The organism is Haloparvum alkalitolerans (assembly GCF_050122995.1).
Taxonomy (GTDB): domain Archaea; phylum Halobacteriota; class Halobacteria; order Halobacteriales; family Haloferacaceae; genus Haloparvum; species Haloparvum alkalitolerans.
This window is the reverse complement of record NZ_JBNLIA010000002.1, coordinates 134,005-151,092: the sequence shown is the minus strand read 5'-3', so window position 1 is coordinate 151,092 and position 17,088 is coordinate 134,005. Positions and strand designations below refer to the sequence as shown.

The window sequence follows — 17,088 nt, the reverse complement described above, 5'->3', positions numbered from 1 at the left end:
TGAACAGATAGCACGCTCGGAGGACATAGCCTTTCCGTCCGTTCCGAGCGGCTGAGACGGCACTCGCGCCGACGGCTTCGCTCCGCGGCTGGCGCGGCCGGTCGACTCACGCCACACCGCCCGGTCGGGCGGCGTCCTGCGGGGACCTCTCCGAAAAGTATTCCTGCCAGAACTATCACCGAGCGAACGTGCAACGCGACGCCGTCGCCGCGGTCGCGGTCGCCCTCCTCGCGCTCGCGGCGCTCGGCGTCGCCGCGGCCACCATCGACACTGCCGTCGAACCCGACGGCGGCGGCTTCGGCGGCGGTGGAGGGGAGTCGACGGGCGTGGGACCGGACGACCCCGACTCGCTGGGCGAGGACGCCCCCGCCGCGTCGACGCAGATCGCGCCGCTTTTCGACTGCGTCCCGTGGCTCCGGTCGCCGCCGGCGCTGGCCGGGCTGGCGCTGCTTTTCGCCCTCTTCTTCGGGCTGACCTACCGCGACACGGGGTCGCCGTTCGCGGGCGTGATGGTCGCCGGCGCGCTGTTCCTGCCGATCGGCTTGCTGTGGTACGTCTTCGCCTTCTGCTCGTCTCCCGAGGCCCTGGACCGGGACCTGCGACTCGGGCTGGGCAATCAGACGGAGGGCGGGCTTTTCGGGCGGGCCGGCGGGTCAGCCGGGCTCGGCGGCGCCGGCGAGACGGTCTCGACGCCGACGGCGCTGTTCGCGGTGCTGCTCGTCGTCGCGGTCGTCGCCAGCGCGGTCCTCCTGATCACGGCGGGCCGCGACGACGAGGCCGACGCGGCGGGCGGACCCGGGGAGGACGACCCCGAGGAGCCGCCGGAGGTCGCGGCGCTCGGCCGGTCCGCGGGGGCGGCCGCCGACCGGATCGAGGCGGACGCGGACGTGGACAACGAAGTGTTCCGTGCGTGGCGCGAGATGACCGACGCGCTGGAGGTCGACAATCCGCAGTCCACGACGCCCGCGGAGTTCGCCGACGCGGCGGGCGCGGCGGGCGTGGACCGCGACGACGCCGAGGCGCTGACGGCGCTGTTCGAGGAAGTGCGCTACGGCGGCGCCGCCCCGACGGAGGAGCGCGAGCGGCGGGCGGTCGAGGCGCTCCGGCGGATCGAGGAAGCGTACGCGGACGCCGACGGGGACCGGGGGACGGACCGATGAGAGCGGCCGAGGCGGTCGGCGTCGCCGCCCTGCTGGCCGGATTTCTCGCCGTGTTCCAGCGCGGCATCGCGGGGCTGTTCGACTTCAGCTACGCGTTCGTCACCCTGGTCGGCGTGCTCGCGGCCGTCCAGGGGATCCGGTACGCCGGCGCTCGCCGCCGGACGGAGTACGTCTCGCTCGACCTGGGCGACCCCGAGGAGCGCTACGTCGTCGACGTGCCGGGCGCGGAGGTCGACGACTGGCTCCGCCGCGTCGACCCGCGGAGCCGCGGCGGTTCGCGGTTCCGCAACCGCCTCCGCGAACGGATCCGGGAGGCGGCGACGGACCGACTCGTCGCGACGCACGGCTACACGCCCGCCGAGGCGGAGGCGGCGCTCGCGGACGGGTCGTGGACCGACGACGCCGCGGCGGCGGCGTTCCTCGCGCCGTCGCTGGGGTACCCGCTCCGGACGCGCGTTCGGGTTCGGCTGCGCGGCGGCTCGCTCTTCCGACACGGCGTCGATCGGACCGTAACGGCGCTCCGTGAGGAGGGGGAGGGATCGTGAGCCGGGACGCGGAAGGCGGCGGTACTGGCGAGCGGGCGGACGGCGGCCTCGACGACGCGGTCACCTCGTACTCGCCCTTCGAGACGAACCGGTGGGAGGGGGTCGCGGGGGTCACACTGCTGGTGATCGCCGCGGGCGTGATCGCCAGACAGGCCTCGCTGGTGCTCGTCGGCGCCGTCGGCGTGGGGTACGCCATCTACGCGCATTACGGTGACGCGCCCCCCGCTCGCCTCGCGGTGAGTCGGAGTCTCGACGAGACTGCGCCCGAACCGGGCGACGAGGTTCGGGTCACGGTGCGGGTCACGAACGAGGGTTCGGCGACGCTCGCGGACCTCCGACTGGTCGACGGCGTCCCGCCGGCGCTGGAAGTCGTCGACACGCCGGCGCGGCTCGCCACGGCCCTCCGACCCGGCGCCACCGCGACGTTCTCGTACCGGGTCCGTGCGGTCCGGGGGTCACACGACTGGGAACCGCTCCGCGCGGTCACGCGGTCGCCGGCGGGCGCGCGGGAGCGCGAGACGCGCGTCGCGGCGGCGACGACGCTGCGGTGTGCGCCGACGCTCGACGCCGGGGCGGACCTCCCGCTGCGCGGGCTGACGACGCAGTACCACGGGCGCGTGCCGACCGACGTGGGCGGCTCCGGCGTGGAGTTCTACGCCACGCGCGAGTATCGCCGTGGCGACCCGCTCCGGCGGATCGACTGGAACCGACGCGCGCGGACGGGGGAGCTGGCGACGCTGGAGCTCCGTGAGGAACGGGCGGCGACGGTCGTCCTACTGGTCGACGCCCGCGAGGAGGCGTACGTCGCGCCGGCGCCGGAGGCGGAGAACGCGGTCGAGCGGAGCGTCGAGGCCGCCGGACTGACGTTCACGGCGTTACAGGACGGCGGCGACCGGGCGGGCATCGCGGCGGTCTCGCGGCGGGACTGCTGGCTCCCGCCGGGCGCGGGCACCGACCACGCGGTGCGAGCGCGGGACCTGCTGGCGACCCACCCCGCGCTGGCGCCGACGCCCGACGACGACGGCGTCTTCTACGCGTCGGTCTGGCTCCGGCGACTCCGACGCCGGCTCCCCGCCGACGCGCAGGTGATCCTGTTCTCGCCGCTGGCCGACCGGTACCCCGTGCGCGTCGCCAAGCGGTTGGACGCGCACGGCCACCTCGTGACGGTGGTCTCGCCGGACCCGACCTCGGACCGGACCGTGGGCGCCACGGTCGCTCGGTTCGAGCGGGACGGGCGCGTCCGGGACCTCCGCGGGCGCGGGATCCGGGTCGTGGAGTGGGGCGACGAGTCGTTCCCGAAGGCGGTCGCGGGCGCGAGCAGGCGGTGGGACGGATGACCGAGATCGACCGCCGGCCGCCCCCGACCTCGGTCGTTGCCGCGACGGTCCTCGCCCTCTTGTCGGTGCTGGCCTGCGCCGCCGCCAGCGCGCAGGGAGCCCTCGCGGCGACCGTCGGCCTGCTGGCGTTTCTCGTCGGAGTTGTCCGCGGATCGCGCCGGGCACTGACGTGGGCCGTGGTTCTCTACGCCGCCGGGTTCGTCGTCGCCGGCCTCTCCGGGGCGGACCCCGCTCCGCTCGTCGCCGCCGCGGTGGCGCTGGCGCTGGCGTGGGACGCCGCCGACCACGCCCTCTCGCTGGGCGAGCACGTCGGCCGCGACGCGCGCTCGCGACGCAACCAGTTCGTCCACGCCGGCACGAACGGGCTCGTCGGACTGTTGACCGGCGGCGTCGCGTACGGCACCTACGTCGCCGCGACGGGGGGACAGCCGGTCGCGGCGCTCGTGTTCCTGCTGCTGGGCGCGGTCGCGGTCGTCACCGCGTTCCGATGAGCGCGGCGCCGGCCGAGCGTGGCCGACACCGACGGAGACCGACGCTCAGGCCCCCGCCTCCTCCGCGATCGTCGGAACGGGGACGCGCTCGAGCACCTCGCGGATCACCTTCCGCTTGAGGATGGCGTCGACCGTGGCGTCCGGCGTGAGTACGAGGCGATGGGCCAGCACCGGCTCGGCGACCGTCTTCACGTCGTCGGGGGTGACGAACTCGCGGCCGCGGATCACGGCCTGTGCGCGGGCCGCCTCGAACAATCGCTGGGTGCCACGCGGGGAGACGCCCACCTCGACGCGGCGGTCCTCGCGGGTCGCCCGCGCGAGGTCGGCGACGTACTCCAGCAGGTCGTCGTCCATCCGGACGGTCTCGGGCGTCTCGCGGAGCTCCAGCACCGAGGTCTCGTCGAGCACGCGCTCGACGGAGGGGCTCTGCTCGACCCGGCCGGCGCGACGCCGGAGGAGTTCGACCTCGCCGTCCGCGTCCGGGTAGCCGATGGAGCTTTTGACCACGAAGCGGTCGAGCTGGGCCTCGGGGAGCGGGAACGCCCCCTCGCTCTCGACGGGGTTCTGCGTCGCGATCACGTAGAAGGGCTCCGGCAGCTGGTGGGTCTCGCCGTCGACGGTCACCTGGCCCTCCTCCATCGCCTCCAGCAGCGCGGCCTGCGTCTTCGGCGGCGCGCGGTTGATCTCGTCCGCGAGGACGACGTTCGCGAAGATCGGGCCGGGCGCGAACTCGAACGTGCCCTCGCGCTCGTCGAAGACGTTCGTCCCGGTCACGTCCGTCGGGAGGAGGTCGGGCGTGAACTGGATCCGCGAGAACGCCAGTCCGAGGGCGGACGCGAACGCCCGCGCGGTCAGCGTCTTGCCGGTTCCGGGCACGTCCTCGAGCAGGACGTGGCCGCGCGCCAGCACACCCAGCGTCACGCGCTCGAGGAACTCGCGGTCCGCGACCACCGCGCCGCCGACCTCGTCCATCACGCGGCCGCACACGTCGGCCGCTTCGGGGACATCCATGTGCGCCAGGTCCGCTCCGGACCCCAAAGGTCTGTCGGGGGCCACGAACGCCGCGGGCGACCGCCGGAGGGAGTCCGGATCGAAACCACTAAAGTTGGCAACCGACTACCGACGAGTGAGCCGAGGTAGCCTAGCCTGGCCAAGGCGGCAGATTCGAAATCTGCTGTCCATTCGGACACGGGAGTTCAAATCTCTCCCTCGGCGCTTCTTCCGACGCTCCGACCGCGAGCGACCGGTTTCGGTTTCTCTTCGATCGGTGTCCCCTCACCCTTCGCGACCGGCGTCCGGTCCTGTCGACTTACTCCGGTCCGCCGAGCGACTGCTGTTCGCCCCCCTCTCCGCCCCGGAGCCGGCGACGACGCTTGTCGTAGGCCGCCTCCAGTTTCGCGTTCGTCGCCCGCGAGACGAGGTAGCAGTCGACGTCGTCATCGTCGTCGGGGTGGGCGGCCGCGATCCAGACGTGCCCGTCGCCGGTCGAGAGCGACTCCGCCCACCGCTCCGCGGCCGCGCGGCTCCCGAACGCGTGGCGGGTCCCCTCCGCCGCGACGAGCCGACCCACCTTCGCGTTCCGCTTGCGCGCTGACGGTTTGACCGCGACGACGACGCTCACTGGCGGTGTGTGCGTCGCTCCGGGTTAAAAAGGGTCGGCAGACGACCACCATCGAGGGACGCCGGTCGACCGCGGTCAGACCACGGAATTCTCTATCGCAGTATCGGGTTTACTCCGCGTCTGTAGCCATCTCGGTCGCGACGCCGGTGTAGCCCGCGGGCGTGAGCGCGTGGAGCTCCTCGCGGACTTCCTCGTCCACGTCCAACTCGTCGAACAGGTCGCGGAAGTCGTCGAGCGTCACCTGCCGGCCGCGAGTGAGCGCCTTCACGCGCTCGTAGGCGTCGGTGTCGCCCTCGCGGCGGAGGATCGTCTGGACCGCCTCGCCGATGACCGCGGGCGTGCTCTCCAGTTCCTCGGCCATCACCTGCTCGTTGGGGACGACCTTCGCCAGCCCGTCCGCGGCCTTCAGGTAGCCGATCAGCGAGTGGGCCAGCGCGGCGCCCACGTTGCGCTTGACCGTCGAGTCCGAGAGGTCGCGCTGGAGCCGGGAGGTGGTGACGTAGTCCGCGAGGAACGTCAGGTCGGAGTTGGCCTTCGAGAGGTTCCCCTCCGAGTTCTCGAAGTCGATGGGGTTCACCTTGTGGGGCATCGTCGAGGAGCCGGTCTCGCCTTCGACGGCCTCCTGTCCGAGGTAGCGGTCCGAGACGTAGAGCCACGCGTCGCGGTCGAGGTCGAGCAGGACGTTGTTGACCCCGCGGACGGCGTCGAAGACCGCCGCCAGGTCGTCGCAGGGGTTCACCTGCGTCGTCGCCGGCTCGTGGTCGAGTCCGAGGTCGGCGACGAACTCCGCGGCGAACGCGCGCCAGTCGACCTCCGGGAACGCCGCCTCGTGGGCCGCGTAGGTTCCGGAGGCGCCCGCGAGCTTGCCGGCGACCGCGTCGGTCGCGTCGCGGAGGCGGCCGAGACCGCGGCCGAGCCGGGAGGCGTACACCGCCATCTCCTTGCCGAAGGTGGTCGGCGTCGCGGGCTGGCCGTGGGTGCGCGCGAGCATCGGCGTCTCAGCGTACTCGTGGGCGAGGTCGACCAGTTCGTCCCGCACGTCCCGGACCGCGGGCACCAGCACCGCCTCGACCGCGGGCTTCACGAGCAGGCGGTGCGCGAGGTTGTTCACGTCCTCGCTGGTGAGCCCGAAGTGGATCCACGGCGTGATCGCCTCGGGGTCGGCCACGTCGCCGGCTTCCGCGGCGCGGTCGAGCGTCACGCGGAGGAAGTACTCGACCGCCTTCACGTCGTGGTTGGTCGCGTCATACCCCGCCGCGCCCCGGACTTCGAGGTCCTTGATCAGGCGGGCGTCGTCGGCGTCGAACGCCTCGTAGCAGTCGCGGAGGACGGCGCGCTCGTTCGTGTCGAGCTCCAGTGCCGTCGCGGGCAGGTCAGCCAGCGCGATCAGGTACTCGACCTCGACGCGGGTCCGGGCCCGCATCAATGCGGCCTCGCTGGCGTACGGCGACAGGGGCGCGGTGCGACCGGCGTATCGCCCGTCGAGCGGCGAGACGGCCGCGAGCGGATCCGCCCGGTCGAGCCCCGGGATCGTGGCTTCGTCGTCGGTCATACCCGACCGTCCCGGCGGCACCCGCAAAAGGGTGTCGGGGCACGTCCGTGCATCCTTCCGGCGGGTTACCGCGCCGGATCCGGTTTTTCTGTGTCCGAACGTGGATCGAACCGCGCCTCGGACCGCAACCCCTATACTCGGAGCGACGGACCGTGCGAGTATGAAGATCGCCGGCATGGCGAGCAACCGAGGACGGAACCTGCTGCACATCGACGACCTCGCGCCCGCCGGGGCCGCGCTGTCCGTCGTGGTGACCAACCGGGAGGGCGCGCCCGTCGTGGAGGCGGCCTCGGAGCGGGGGATCCCCACCGAGGTCGTCGTCCGCGAGGAGGGCGAGTCGCGGGAGTCCCACGAGCGCCGGATCCTCGACCGGCTCTCGGGCTACGACTTCGACGTCGTCTGTCTGGACGGGTACATGCGCGTGCTGACGGAGACGTTCCTCGACGCCGCGCCGACGGCACTGAACGTCCACCCCTCCCTGCTGCCCGCGTTCCCCGGGATGGACGCCCACGAGCAGGTGCTCGACGCGGGCGTTCGGACGACTGGCGCGACCGTCCACGTCGTCACCGAGGCGGTCGACGCCGGCCCCGTCGTCACGCAGGAACCGGTCCCCGTGTACGAGGACGACGACGCGGACTCCTTGAAGCATAGAGTGCTATATCAAGCGGAGTTCGCGGCCTATCCCCGGGCGGTGCGCTGGTTCGCGGAGGACCGCGTGACGGTGGACCGCGAGGCCGGCGAGGTCCGCGTCGAGGGCGACACGGGCGGGGACTTCCCGCAGCGTCGCCTCGTCTCGGAGGACCGCGCGGCGACGCTCCGCTACGGCGAGAACCCCCATCAGGACGCCGCGCTGTACGCGGACGACGCCAGCGAGGAGGCGAGCGTCGTCTCCGCGCCCCAGTTGAACGAGGGCGCGAAGGGGATGGGCTACAACAACTACAACGACGCGGACGCGGCGCTGAACCTGATCAAGGAGTTCGAGGCGCCCGCAGCCGCGGTGATCAAACACACCAACCCCGCGGGCTGTGCGGTCGCGGACACGCTCGCGGAGGCGTACGACCGCGCGCTGCGGACGGACGCGAAGTCGGCGTTCGGCGGCATCGTCGCGCTCAACCGCGAGTGCGACGCGGAGACGGCCGACGCAATCACGGAGTCGTTCAAGGAGGTCGTCGTCGCGCCCGGCTACACCGACGCCGCGCTCGACGTGCTCCGCGAGAAGAAGAACCTCCGCGTGCTCGACGTGGGGGACCTCGGGCCGATGGCGGAGCGGTTCTCGGAGCGACTCACCGAGAACGACCTCGTCGGCGGCCGCCTCGTCCAGGAGCGCGACCGCCAGCGTCCCGCGGTCGACGACCTCGAGGTCGTCACGGAGCGCGAGCCGACCGACGCGGAGCTCGAGACGATGGTGTTCGCGTGGAAGACGCTGAAGCACGTGAAGTCCAACGGCATCCTGTTCGCGGACGGCACCGAGACGGTCGGCATCGGCGCGGGGCAGGTCTCGCGCGTGGACGCGGTGACGCTCGCGGCGATGAAGGCCGAGAAGGACGCCGACGGCAAGTCCGCCGAGGGCGCGGTGATGGCCTCGGACGCGTTCTTCCCGTTCCCGGACGGCATCGAGGAGGCGGCCGAGGCCGGTATCGAGGCCGTGGTCCAGCCCGGCGGCTCGGTCAACGACGAGGACGTGATCGCGGCCGCCGACGAGCACGACATGGCGATGGCGTTCACCGGTTCGCGGTCGTTCAGACACGACTGACGGAAGTCCGCGAACGGACCGAGAGATCGGGCCAGCGTCGACGGCTGGGGCTTTCTGGGCGGCGCTGGCCCAGCAGCGGAAGGAGCAGCGGGAACAGAAATAGCGTCGCAGGGGACCCGCCCGGGACACGCGAACTGGACGCCACCCACGCGATCCGGCCGTGCTCGACACCCTCCGCATGACCCCTCGAGAGCGGCCGTGGAGCACGCTGGGCCACACCGACGAACGCGGAACGTTCAAACGCCGCGCGCTCCTCGCCGCGGACATGGACGAGGACCGGCGCGTCGCGGATCTCTCGGAGGTCCCCGACGACGCCACGCTGCTCGTGACGCTCCGCCCGGTCGGCGACGTGGCCGACGACACCGGCGACGTAGGCGCGGACGACGCTGGCGACCCGGAGGTTGAGGCGCTGTTGATCCGCCTGTCGGACGGCGTCGCCGCCTACCGGAACTACTGCCAGCACTGGACCGACGTGCGCCTGAACAAGGGCGACGGCGGCTTCGTGCGGAACGGCGAGATCTTCTGCCGCAAGCACGGCGCGACGTTCGAGGGTGGCTCGGGCTACTGCAACTTCGGCCCCTGCGAGGGCGCGACGCTCGACCGCGTGGCCGTGACGGCCGAGGACGGCGCGGTGTACCTCACCGACGAGGAGTACGAGTTCGTCCGCGTCGGTCCCGCCGAGCGCGACGAGGAGGCCGGCGGCTCCCGGATCGACTTCACCGGGAACTGACTCGCGGCCGGCGCCCGATTTTTCGGCACCTCCGTCTCAGCGGTTCTCGACCGCCATTCCCTCGGCGATCTCGAACTCCTCCGCGCCGGAGAATCGCGTCGGGTCGAAGGGGCCGATGGCGGCGTCGAGGGGGTCCTCCGCGTCGGCGGCCGAACTCGGCAGTCCCCGCTCCGCGCGCTCTATCGCCATCTCCGCGAGCGCTTCCGCGTGGGCCGGCGCGCGCATGAACCCGTGGCCCTGCCACCCCGCGCCGACGAACAGCCCCGGCTCGACCTCGCCGAGCAGCGGGTCGCCGTCCGGCGTCGCGGTGCAGAGGCCGGCCCACGCGCGTTCCGGTTCGGTCGCGTACTCCGCGCGCTCCCGGAGCGCGGTCGAGACGTTCCCGACGAACCAGTCGTCGGCGGTCGGGTCGTACGCTTCCGGGTCCGCCTCCACCGGCTCCGTCCCGTCGCCGCCGAGCAGGCCGGTCGGATGCGGCCGGAAGTAGACGCCCGCGGTCGCGTCGTACACCATCGGCCCCTCGTAGGGCGCCGCGCTCGTCAGCGCCTGCACGCGGTAGGGCTTGACCGCCAGCGGCCGGTCCGCGGCCGCGAACAGGCGCTTCGTGTGCGCGCCGGCCGCGACGACCACCGCGTCGAAGCGCTCGCGGTTCGGGTCGGCGTCGGGAGCGGCATCGGTGTTGATCAGCACCGCGGGCGCGTCCGCCGTTTCGGAAAACCCGTCCGCGGGGAGCGCGACCGGCGTCTCCTCCCTGATCTCGACGCCGAGTTCGCGGGCGCGGGCGGCCATCGCCTCGGTGTAGGCGGCGGGGTCGACGTAGCCGGCGTTCTCCGCGACGGCGGCCGCGGCGAGGTCGTCCGTCTTCAGCGGGAACGCGTCCGCGAGCTCCTCGGGGGCCACGAGCGACACCGCGCGGCCGTGGGCGCGCATGCGCTCGACCGTGGCGGGCAGCGCCTCGGCGGTCTCGTCGCCCTCGCGAACGGCGATGACGTACGGGCGCTCCGTGAACGCGAACCCCTCCGGTCCGGGTCCGGCGAGGTCGCGGAACCGGTCCATCGACCGCGCGGCGAGGCGGGCGTCCACGTCCTCGGCGTAGGCGTCGTACAGCACGCCCGCGGCGCGGCCGGAGCTGCCGCTGGCGACCGTTTCGCGCTCGAACAGGGTGACGGCCGCGCCGCGGGCGGCGAGGTCGCCGGCGGTCGTGACGCCGACGGCGCCGCCGCCGACCACGGCGACGTGCGGGGGCATACACGACGCTTCGTCGCCCCGTGCTTATAAGGAACGGTCGGCGGGACGGAGGAAGTCGTCGACGCCGCGGGCGGGGTAGCCGACGACGCGGTCCGCCCCGGCCTCGCGGAGGGCGTCGACGCGCTCGCGCACCGCGTCGGGGTTGCCGACGAGGGCGAAGTCGTGGACCGCCGCCGAGAGCACCTCGCGGGCGCGGTCGGTCGCCGCGGCGTCCGTGGCGGCGCCGTCGGGGAGCGCGCGGGCGACGGGCCGGCGTCGGGCGGCGTAGGCGCCGACCGCGTCGAGCGCCTCGTCGGTGTCGTCCGTGAGGACGGTGGGCGCGTAGACGGCGACCTCGCCGTCGAACCCCGTCGCGCGGAGCGCGCGGAGGTCCCGCGCCGTGGACCGGGAGAGCAGTTCGTACTGCGTCCCGCCCGCGGCCATCGCCAGCCGCTCGACGCCCTCGGTGCCGACCCACGCGTCGGGCGCCGTCTCGCGGGCGGCGCCGATCCGGGGGGCGACCGCTCGCTCCGCCTCCTCCTCGGAGAGATAGGCGCCGTGGCCGGCCACGAGGACGCGGCGGACGCCCTCCGGCAGGTCGGCGAGCAGCGAGTCGTCGCCGAGGGGATCGTACCCGTCGGCGCGGACCGGCGTGGTGAGGTACACCTGCTTGTTCTCGGCGAGGGCGGCGAGGGTGTCCGGCTCCGGGACGTGCTCGCGTCCCTCGTAGTCGATGGCGACGGCGTCGACGGGGAGGTCGGCCCCCCGCGACACGTCGCACTCGGCGGGCTTGAGCGCCGCCGCGTCCAGTCCGGTACGCGCCACTGCGTGCTCGTCGGTCTCTGTCAACATCGAGAATCACTGCCGCCGGCGGATCGGCTCTCGGTGGTCGTGCGGTTACCGTCGCGGAACGCGACCAATCGCCTGTGCGGCCATACCTCCGCTGGGGCCTTCTCCCGCATAAACGCACCGGGTCTCGGGAATGTTGCCGGCCGCTCGCCGGCCGCGTGCCGGCGGCGTGTCGGCCGTGTGTCGGCGGCGTGCCGGCCGTGTGTCGGCGGCGTGCCGGCCGCACCCCCGGATCGAAACGGGCGTACGGGCCGGTGACACCCGCGTCACCCGGTATCCTCGTCCTCGCCGAACGGTTAACCCCGCGGCGCCCCATCCTCGAGACATGAACCAGCTCGTGAACGGCGAGTGGCGGACGGAGACCTACGAGGCGACCGACGAGGAGGGTGCGTTCCAGCGCGGCGAGACCACCTTCAGAAACTGGCTCGCGGGGTCGGCGATCCCGGGGGGCGTCGACGCGGAGCCGGACGAGCGCTTCCAGCCCGAGGCGGGCCGGTACCACCTCTACGTCTCCTACGCCTGTCCGTGGGCCCACCGGGCCCTCCTCGCGCGGTCGCTGCTCGGGCTGGAGGACGCCATCTCGGTCTCCGTCGTGGACCCGTGGCGCGGCGAGGACGGCTGGCAGTTCACCCCCGAGAAGGCGGGCTGTACGCCGGACCACCTCCACGGCGCCGACTACCTGCGCGAGCTGTACGTGAAGGCGGACCCGGACGCAACCTGTCGCGTCACCGTTCCGGTGCTGTGGGACAAGAAGGAGGACACCATCGTCAACAACGAGTCCCGAGAGATCCTCCGGATGCTCGACACCGCCTTCGCCGGGACGGACGTCGGCAACGACGCGACCCTCCTCCCGGAGGCCGAGGACGCAGACGCCTCGGACCGCGTCGCGGACGGCCGCTTCGACCCCGAGGGCGTCGCCCGCGTCGACGAGGCCATCACCGACATCTACGAGCCGATCAACAACGGCGTCTACCGCGCCGGATTCGCGGAGTCGCAGTCGGCCTACGACGAGGCGATCGACGAACTGTTCGGCGCCCTGGACCGCTGGAACGAGGAACTCGGCGAGCGCCGCTACCTCGTCGGGGACACCCTCACCGAGGCGGATCTCTGCATGTTCACCACGCTGATCCGCTTCGACCACGTCTACCACACGCACTTCATGTGCAACGTGCAACAGATTCACGAGTACGACCACCTCTGGCCGTACCTGCGCGACCTCTACACGACCGCGGACGTGGCCGAGACCGTGAACCTCGACCACATCAAGGAGCACTACTACACCACCCACCCCGACGTGACGCCCACGCGCATCGTCGCCCGCGGCCCGGACCTGGAGTTCGCGGCCCCGCACGACCGCGACCGGTTCGGCGGTGGCCCGCCGGCCGGGATCGAGGACGCGGACCGCGCGTCGGCTCCCGGCGTGGGGGAGTAGCGCGCGAAAGGCGGCGCGCGGAACGTCGCGCGCCGAGCGAAACCCGACGGCGTACCCTCCCGTGGCGTCCCACATCGCCGGCTCCCGACCCCTTTTTGCTGACTCGCGCGGTGGGACGGGTATGCACACTCCGACGGAGCGCGTCCGCCGCGCGAAGCGGTCGCGGATCCGCACGATGTTCGACCTCGCGGAGGCGCAACCACCGGAGCGCGACCTCGTCCGGCTGGAGGTCGGCGAACCGGACTTCGACACCCCCGAACACGTCATCGACGCCGCCGCCGACGCGGCTCGCGCGGGCGCGACTCACTACACCTCCAACGCGGGCCTCCCGGCGTGTCGGGAGGCGATAAGCGACACGCTCGCCCGGGAGTACGGCGTCCGGCACGGCGCCGACGAGGTGCTCGTCACCGTCGGCGGGATGGAGGCGCTGCTGCTCGCGGTCCTGTCCACGGTCGGGCCGGGCGAGGAGTTGGTCGTACCGGGACCGACGTGGCCCAACTACGAGACGCAGGCCGCGCTCGCGGACGCCGACTTCGTCGAGGTTCCGATGCCCGCCGAGACGGGGTACGACCTCGACGCCGACCGCGTGATCGAGGAGTTGGGCCCGGAGACGGGCGCGGTCGTGCTGACGACGCCCTCGAACCCCACCGGCCGCGTCTTCGACCCCGAGGAGTGCCGCGCGGTCGTGGAGGCCGCGGCCGACTGCGGCGCGTACGTGATCGCCGACGAGGTGTACCTCGGGCTGACCTACGACGGCGACGCGCGCGGGATCGCCGCGGAGACGGGCCATCCCGACCACGTGCTGACGGTCGGCTCCTGCTCGAAGACGTACGCCATGACGGGCTGGCGGCTCGGCTGGCTGGCGGGCGACCCTCACGTCCTCGACGAGGCGACGAAGGTCCGCGAGTCGACCACGGCGTGCGCGTCGAGCGTCGCCCAGCACGCCGCGATCGCCGCGCTCACCGGGCCGCAGGAGCCCGTCCGCGAGATGCGGCGCGCCTTCGAGCGTCGTCGCGACCTCGTTGTCGAGCGCATCGACGCCATCGACGGCCTCTCCGCGCCGCGGCCGGAGGGCGCCTTCTACGCGTTTCTGGACCCCGCGGGCGTCGAGGACGACATGGCGTTCGCGCGGACGCTGCTGGAGGACCACGGCGTCGTCCTCGCGCCCGGGAGCGGCTTCGGCGAGACCGGACGGGGGAAGCTCCGCCTCTCGTTCGCCAACTCCGCGGAGCGACTGCGGGAGGGGTTCGACCGGATCGAGCGGGCGCTGGGGGAGCGGTAATCACCAAGCGAGGCTCATCGAACGACAATCAGCGAACGGCGGATCTCCGGGCGACGATCACCGAGCGACGATCACCGAGACGGGCGAGTTGTGGACCACCTGCTTGGCGACGTTCCCGACGATCAGACGATCGACCAGCGATCCGCCGTGGCTCCCGATCACGACCGCGTCGTACTCCTCCACGGCGTTCAAAATGACCCGGGCCGGATGCCCGACCTGTACCTCGGTGGTTATCTGTCTCCCGTACTCGGCGGCGAGGTCGCGGGCGTCGTCGAACACGTCCTCCGCGCGGTCCTCCGCGCCCGCCTCGACGTCGTCTTCGAGGGCGAGCGACGTGGCGGCTCCGCCCCATCGGGATGGGGTGCCCGCGACGTGCAGGACGGTGATGTCGGCGTCGGGGTGGTTCTCGAGGGCGTACTCGAGCGCCTGTTTCGCCATCTCCGAGTCGTCCATCGGAACGAGGATCCGCGAGATCATGCGACAGCTACGGCCGGTGAGACGTTAAACCGGCCGGTCGTCCCGGTCGGCGGTGCCGAAACGCGACTCGTGCCCGCGCGTTCGGACCGTGTCGGGACGGGTTCGAGAACGGCCCGGCTGCGAATCGGCTACTCCGCGCGCTCGACCGAGTTGTCGTTCTCGCCTTCTCCGTCCGCGAACGACCCCTGTCGGATCGCCCGTTCCGCGTCCGCGAGGGCCTCCTCGCGGTCGAAGGAGTCGACGACGTACTGCAGTTCCTCGCGCGGCGCGTCCGCGAGGTCCTCGGCGTGGCGCGTGATGGCCGGGACGGCGCGGATGATGTTGTCGACGATCGGAACGTCCGCGGCGCGCGCCGACCGCGATCCGGGATTGAGGTCGATCACGATCTCCGTCTTGCCGGCCTCGGCGAGGGCGGCGGCGCGGTCGCCGTCCTCCAGGGGGACCAGCACCACGTCGGCGGCGCCGATCCCCTCGGCGTCCACCTTCGCGCGCTCGTGGGAGAGCCCCGGGATGCGGCCGTCCGCCGTCAGGCCGAGCACCTCCTCCGCGCCGTGCTCGCGCAGGTGGTCCGCGATGCGGGCCATGCGCTCCTCGGTCCGGTTGAAGAGGTTGACCTCGATCGCGGCGCCGGTCGCGTCCGCGAGGGTGGCCATCTCGCCCGGAACGAGCGCCGCGACGTTGCCGTTCACCGAGAGGACCGGGCGGTCGGCGAGCAGCAGTTGCGCGGCGGCCGCGCGCGCCGCCTCGTCGGCGGAGGGGAGCGTCCGCTCGCCGAGCAGGTAGTCGAACGCCTCCCCGCGCCCCTGCGCGATGAGCCCCTGCTTCGAGGTGATCCCCTTCTCGACGCCCGCCTCGATGCGGTGGCGCGTGAGGAGGGACTCGTACCGGGGGTGGTCCTCCGGGATCTCGACGTCGCTCATGACGACCGATCCTCGGCCGGCGGGGGTCTAAAAGCCGTCTCTCCGCGGTCGGCGGTTCCCCGATCCGGGCCGCTCCCTCACGCCGTCTCCCTCACGCCGCTTTCCTCACGCCGCCTCCCTCACGCCTCCTCGACCGGCCGACGCTCAACGTCCAGCAGGTCGTAGAGGTCCGCGTCCTCGGGCATCGGCGGCTCGTAGGGGCCCTCGCGGCGCGACTCGAACTCCGCGGTCGCGGCCGCGCGGAGGTCGTCGTCCGCGATCAGGCGGCCGAGCGTCGCGCCGATCACCTTCGACGCGTAGCACGCGCCGTCGACGCCCGTGGTCCCGCTGGCGGCGACCGCCTGCCAGGAGTGGGCGGGCGTGCCGACCGGCCACGTCGCGGCGGTGAACCGCCCGAGCGGGACGACCTGACTCACCTCGCCGGAGTCCGTCGAGTACGACCCCGTCTCGCCCGCGTCGGTCGCGTCGATCGGGTCGGTGAAGTAGTCCGCCTCGCGGGCCTTCTCTCGGGCGTCCGACGGGAGCTCCGCGAGCGCGCTCTCCACGTCGCCCAGCGAGTCGCGGAGGCCGGCGGCCGTCTCCGCGTCATCCACCTCGAACGGGCCGAGGTCGGCCATCGTCTCGCGGATCGCGTCGCCGAGCGTCTCGTTCGGCTGCACGCCGTGGAGCCCCGTCGTCTGGGTGACGTCCACGTCCACGTCGGCCATCAGCGCCGCGCCCTCGGCGGCGTCGAGGACGCGCTCGCTCACCGACTCGACGAGGTCGCGGTCGGGCGCGCGGACGAGGATCTCGCCGGTCGCCTCGGGGGGCACGACGTTCGGCGCGTCGCCGCCCTCCGTGACGACGTAGTGGATGCGGACCGGGTCCGGCACGTGCTCGCGCATGTACTCGACGCCGGTGTGGAACAACTGGAGGCCGTCGAGCGCGCTCCGGCCGGCCTCGGGCGCGGCCGCCGCGTGCGAGGAGACGCCCTCGAAGGTGACCTCGTAGCCGTTCACCGCCAGGCACGCCCCCTTCGTCGGCGCGTTGTACCAGCCGGGGTGCCACGAGACGACCGCGTCGAGGCCGTCGAAGATGCCGGCGCGCACGAGGTACGTCTTCCCGCCGCCCTTCTCCTCGGCGGGCGTGCCGACGTAGACGACGCTGCCCGCGAGGCCGTCGTCGATCAGGTCCGCGACCGCGAGCGCGCCGCCGAGGCTCCCGACACCGAAGAGGTTGTGCCCGCAGCCGTGGCCGGGCGCCCCCTGCTCCACCGGGTCGCGGTTGGCCGCCCGGCGCTGGGACATCCCGGGGAGCGCGTCGTACTCGCCCATCGTCCCGACGACCGGGCCCTCGTCGCCATAGCGCGCGACGATGGCCGTCTCCAGCCCGCCCGCGCCGACGGTCACGTCGAACCCCCGGTCGCGGAGCACGCCGGCGATGCGCCCGGCTGCGTAGGTCTCCTCCAGTGCCGGTTCCGGACGCTCCCAGATGTCGTTCGCGAGCGCCGTCAGCTCCTCCCGTCGCGACTCGACCGCGGCCGCGGCTTCCTCGGTGACGTTCATGCCCGTGACTTCCACGGCCGGCGCAAAAGGGTTCCCTCACCGGCAGGCGGCGCGGTTGAACTCGTCGAGGGACACCGCATTGAACGCCGACAGTGGGCGGTGCAGACCGGGTCAGACATCCCGTTTTTCTGAAAACTCGCGGCGGTGCGGTGCGGTCGCGGTACCGTG

Annotated in this window: 16 protein-coding genes and 1 tRNA gene; 9 read left to right on the top strand and 8 right to left on the bottom strand. The window is 72.9% G+C overall.

Annotation, left to right across the window (positions count from 1 at the left end):
• The first annotated feature begins 188 nt into the window (after nucleotides 1-188).
• Genes ACQE3L_RS02610 through ACQE3L_RS02595 form a run of 4 tightly spaced genes read left to right on the top strand, consistent with a single transcriptional unit; the run spans nucleotide 189 to nucleotide 3,533 of the window.
• Nucleotides 189-1,160: a DUF4129 domain-containing protein gene (locus ACQE3L_RS02610; protein WP_426962236.1), complete on the top strand. Its 972-nt coding sequence runs from the start codon at nucleotides 189-191 to the stop codon at nucleotides 1,158-1,160.
• On the top strand, nucleotides 1,157-1,705 hold the full coding sequence (locus tag ACQE3L_RS02605; RefSeq protein WP_426962235.1) for a DUF7269 family protein: 549 nt from the start codon (nucleotides 1,157-1,159) through the stop codon (nucleotides 1,703-1,705). The genes ACQE3L_RS02610 and ACQE3L_RS02605 overlap by 4 nt, the downstream gene beginning before the upstream one ends.
• On the top strand, nucleotides 1,699-3,042 hold the full coding sequence (locus tag ACQE3L_RS02600; RefSeq protein WP_426962409.1) for a DUF58 domain-containing protein: 1,344 nt from the start codon (nucleotides 1,699-1,701) through the stop codon (nucleotides 3,040-3,042). The genes ACQE3L_RS02605 and ACQE3L_RS02600 overlap by 7 nt, the downstream gene beginning before the upstream one ends.
• Nucleotides 3,039-3,533, top strand: a complete 495-nt coding sequence (locus ACQE3L_RS02595; protein WP_426962234.1) for a DUF7519 family protein — start codon at nucleotides 3,039-3,041, stop codon at nucleotides 3,531-3,533. The genes ACQE3L_RS02600 and ACQE3L_RS02595 overlap by 4 nt, the downstream gene beginning before the upstream one ends.
• A gap of 45 nt (nucleotides 3,534-3,578) precedes the next feature.
• Here the strand turns inward: ACQE3L_RS02595 and ACQE3L_RS02590 are convergent, their stop codons facing one another.
• A complete protein-coding gene (locus ACQE3L_RS02590) occupies nucleotides 3,579-4,544 on the bottom strand; it encodes an AAA family ATPase (RefSeq protein ID WP_426962233.1) in 966 nt (321 codons plus the stop codon).
• 119 nt (nucleotides 4,545-4,663) lie between these two features.
• Between ACQE3L_RS02590 and ACQE3L_RS02585 the strand changes: the two genes are divergently transcribed.
• Nucleotides 4,664-4,748 (top strand) — tRNA-Ser (locus ACQE3L_RS02585).
• A 94-nt stretch (nucleotides 4,749-4,842) separates the two neighbouring features.
• Here the strand turns inward: ACQE3L_RS02585 and ACQE3L_RS02580 are convergent.
• Both ACQE3L_RS02580 and purB read right to left on the bottom strand, forming a co-directional pair.
• The gene (locus tag ACQE3L_RS02580; RefSeq protein WP_426962232.1) at nucleotides 4,843-5,154 is read right to left on the bottom strand and encodes a DUF8081 domain-containing protein; all 312 of its coding nucleotides are present in this window, start codon (nucleotides 5,152-5,154) and stop codon (nucleotides 4,843-4,845) included.
• 109 nt (nucleotides 5,155-5,263) lie between these two features.
• Nucleotides 5,264-6,706, bottom strand: a complete 1,443-nt coding sequence (gene purB / locus ACQE3L_RS02575) for an adenylosuccinate lyase (RefSeq protein WP_426962231.1) — start codon at nucleotides 6,704-6,706, stop codon at nucleotides 5,264-5,266.
• A gap of 160 nt (nucleotides 6,707-6,866) precedes the next feature.
• Here purB and purH point away from each other — a divergent pair, with 160 nt between their 5' ends.
• Both purH and ACQE3L_RS02565 read left to right on the top strand, forming a co-directional pair.
• A complete protein-coding gene (gene purH, locus ACQE3L_RS02570; RefSeq protein WP_426962230.1) occupies nucleotides 6,867-8,459 on the top strand; it encodes a bifunctional phosphoribosylaminoimidazolecarboxamide formyltransferase/IMP cyclohydrolase in 1,593 nt (530 codons plus the stop codon).
• A 265-nt stretch (nucleotides 8,460-8,724) separates the two neighbouring features.
• Nucleotides 8,725-9,189, top strand: a complete 465-nt coding sequence (locus ACQE3L_RS02565; RefSeq protein ID WP_426962408.1) for a Rieske (2Fe-2S) protein — start codon at nucleotides 8,725-8,727, stop codon at nucleotides 9,187-9,189.
• Between the two features lie 36 nt (nucleotides 9,190-9,225).
• Here ACQE3L_RS02565 and ACQE3L_RS02560 read toward each other — a convergent pair whose 3' ends face one another.
• Together ACQE3L_RS02560 and ACQE3L_RS02555 are read right to left on the bottom strand one after the other, a co-directional pair.
• The gene (locus ACQE3L_RS02560; protein WP_426962229.1) at nucleotides 9,226-10,437 is read right to left on the bottom strand and encodes an NAD(P)/FAD-dependent oxidoreductase; all 1,212 of its coding nucleotides are present in this window, start codon (nucleotides 10,435-10,437) and stop codon (nucleotides 9,226-9,228) included.
• A 24-nt stretch (nucleotides 10,438-10,461) separates the two neighbouring features.
• Nucleotides 10,462-11,268 (bottom strand): DUF7388 family protein, encoded by an 807-nt coding sequence (locus tag ACQE3L_RS02555; RefSeq protein ID WP_426962228.1) that lies wholly within the window; start codon nucleotides 11,266-11,268, stop codon nucleotides 10,462-10,464.
• Between the two features lie 322 nt (nucleotides 11,269-11,590).
• Here ACQE3L_RS02555 and ACQE3L_RS02550 point away from each other — a divergent pair, with 322 nt between their 5' ends.
• On the top strand, nucleotides 11,591-12,697 hold the full coding sequence (locus ACQE3L_RS02550; protein ID WP_426962227.1) for a glutathione S-transferase family protein: 1,107 nt from the start codon (nucleotides 11,591-11,593) through the stop codon (nucleotides 12,695-12,697).
• A gap of 121 nt (nucleotides 12,698-12,818) precedes the next feature.
• The gene (locus ACQE3L_RS02545; protein WP_426962226.1) at nucleotides 12,819-13,979 is read left to right on the top strand and encodes a pyridoxal phosphate-dependent aminotransferase; all 1,161 of its coding nucleotides are present in this window, start codon (nucleotides 12,819-12,821) and stop codon (nucleotides 13,977-13,979) included.
• Nucleotides 13,980-14,036: 57 nt separating this feature from the next.
• Here the strand turns inward: ACQE3L_RS02545 and ACQE3L_RS02540 are convergent, their stop codons facing one another.
• The 3 genes from ACQE3L_RS02540 to ACQE3L_RS02530 all read right to left on the bottom strand — a co-directional run bounded on the left by ACQE3L_RS02540 (nucleotide 14,037) and on the right by ACQE3L_RS02530 (nucleotide 16,920).
• Nucleotides 14,037-14,456 (bottom strand): universal stress protein, encoded by a 420-nt coding sequence (locus ACQE3L_RS02540; protein ID WP_426962225.1) that lies wholly within the window; start codon nucleotides 14,454-14,456, stop codon nucleotides 14,037-14,039.
• A gap of 128 nt (nucleotides 14,457-14,584) precedes the next feature.
• A complete protein-coding gene (locus ACQE3L_RS02535; RefSeq protein ID WP_426962224.1) occupies nucleotides 14,585-15,376 on the bottom strand; it encodes a 4-phosphopantoate--beta-alanine ligase in 792 nt (263 codons plus the stop codon).
• A gap of 119 nt (nucleotides 15,377-15,495) precedes the next feature.
• Nucleotides 15,496-16,920: an amidohydrolase gene (locus ACQE3L_RS02530; protein WP_426962223.1), complete on the bottom strand. Its 1,425-nt coding sequence runs from the start codon at nucleotides 16,918-16,920 to the stop codon at nucleotides 15,496-15,498.
• Between the last annotated feature and the right edge of the window lie 168 nt (nucleotides 16,921-17,088).

Coding starts and splice junctions, on each gene's coding strand:
- ACQE3L_RS02605 (WP_426962235.1), top strand. CDS start 1,157: ATGAGAGCGGCCGAGGCGGTCGGCGTCGCCGCCCTGCTGGCCGGATTT.
- ACQE3L_RS02595 (WP_426962234.1), top strand. CDS start 3,039: ATGACCGAGATCGACCGCCGGCCGCCCCCGACCTCGGTCGTTGCCGCG.
- ACQE3L_RS02590 (WP_426962233.1), bottom strand. CDS start 4,544: ATGGATGTCCCCGAAGCGGCCGACGTGTGCGGCCGCGTGATGGACGAG.
- purB (WP_426962231.1), bottom strand. CDS start 6,706: ATGACCGACGACGAAGCCACGATCCCGGGGCTCGACCGGGCGGATCCG.
- purH (WP_426962230.1), top strand. CDS start 6,867: ATGAAGATCGCCGGCATGGCGAGCAACCGAGGACGGAACCTGCTGCAC.
- ACQE3L_RS02565 (WP_426962408.1), top strand. CDS start 8,725: ATGGACGAGGACCGGCGCGTCGCGGATCTCTCGGAGGTCCCCGACGAC.
- ACQE3L_RS02560 (WP_426962229.1), bottom strand. CDS start 10,437: ATGCCCCCGCACGTCGCCGTGGTCGGCGGCGGCGCCGTCGGCGTCACG.
- ACQE3L_RS02555 (WP_426962228.1), bottom strand. CDS start 11,268: ATGTTGACAGAGACCGACGAGCACGCAGTGGCGCGTACCGGACTGGAC.
- ACQE3L_RS02550 (WP_426962227.1), top strand. CDS start 11,591: ATGAACCAGCTCGTGAACGGCGAGTGGCGGACGGAGACCTACGAGGCG.
- ACQE3L_RS02545 (WP_426962226.1), top strand. CDS start 12,819: ATGCACACTCCGACGGAGCGCGTCCGCCGCGCGAAGCGGTCGCGGATC.
- ACQE3L_RS02540 (WP_426962225.1), bottom strand. CDS start 14,456: ATGATCTCGCGGATCCTCGTTCCGATGGACGACTCGGAGATGGCGAAA.
- ACQE3L_RS02535 (WP_426962224.1), bottom strand. CDS start 15,376: ATGAGCGACGTCGAGATCCCGGAGGACCACCCCCGGTACGAGTCCCTC.
- ACQE3L_RS02530 (WP_426962223.1), bottom strand. CDS start 16,920: ATGAACGTCACCGAGGAAGCCGCGGCCGCGGTCGAGTCGCGACGGGAG.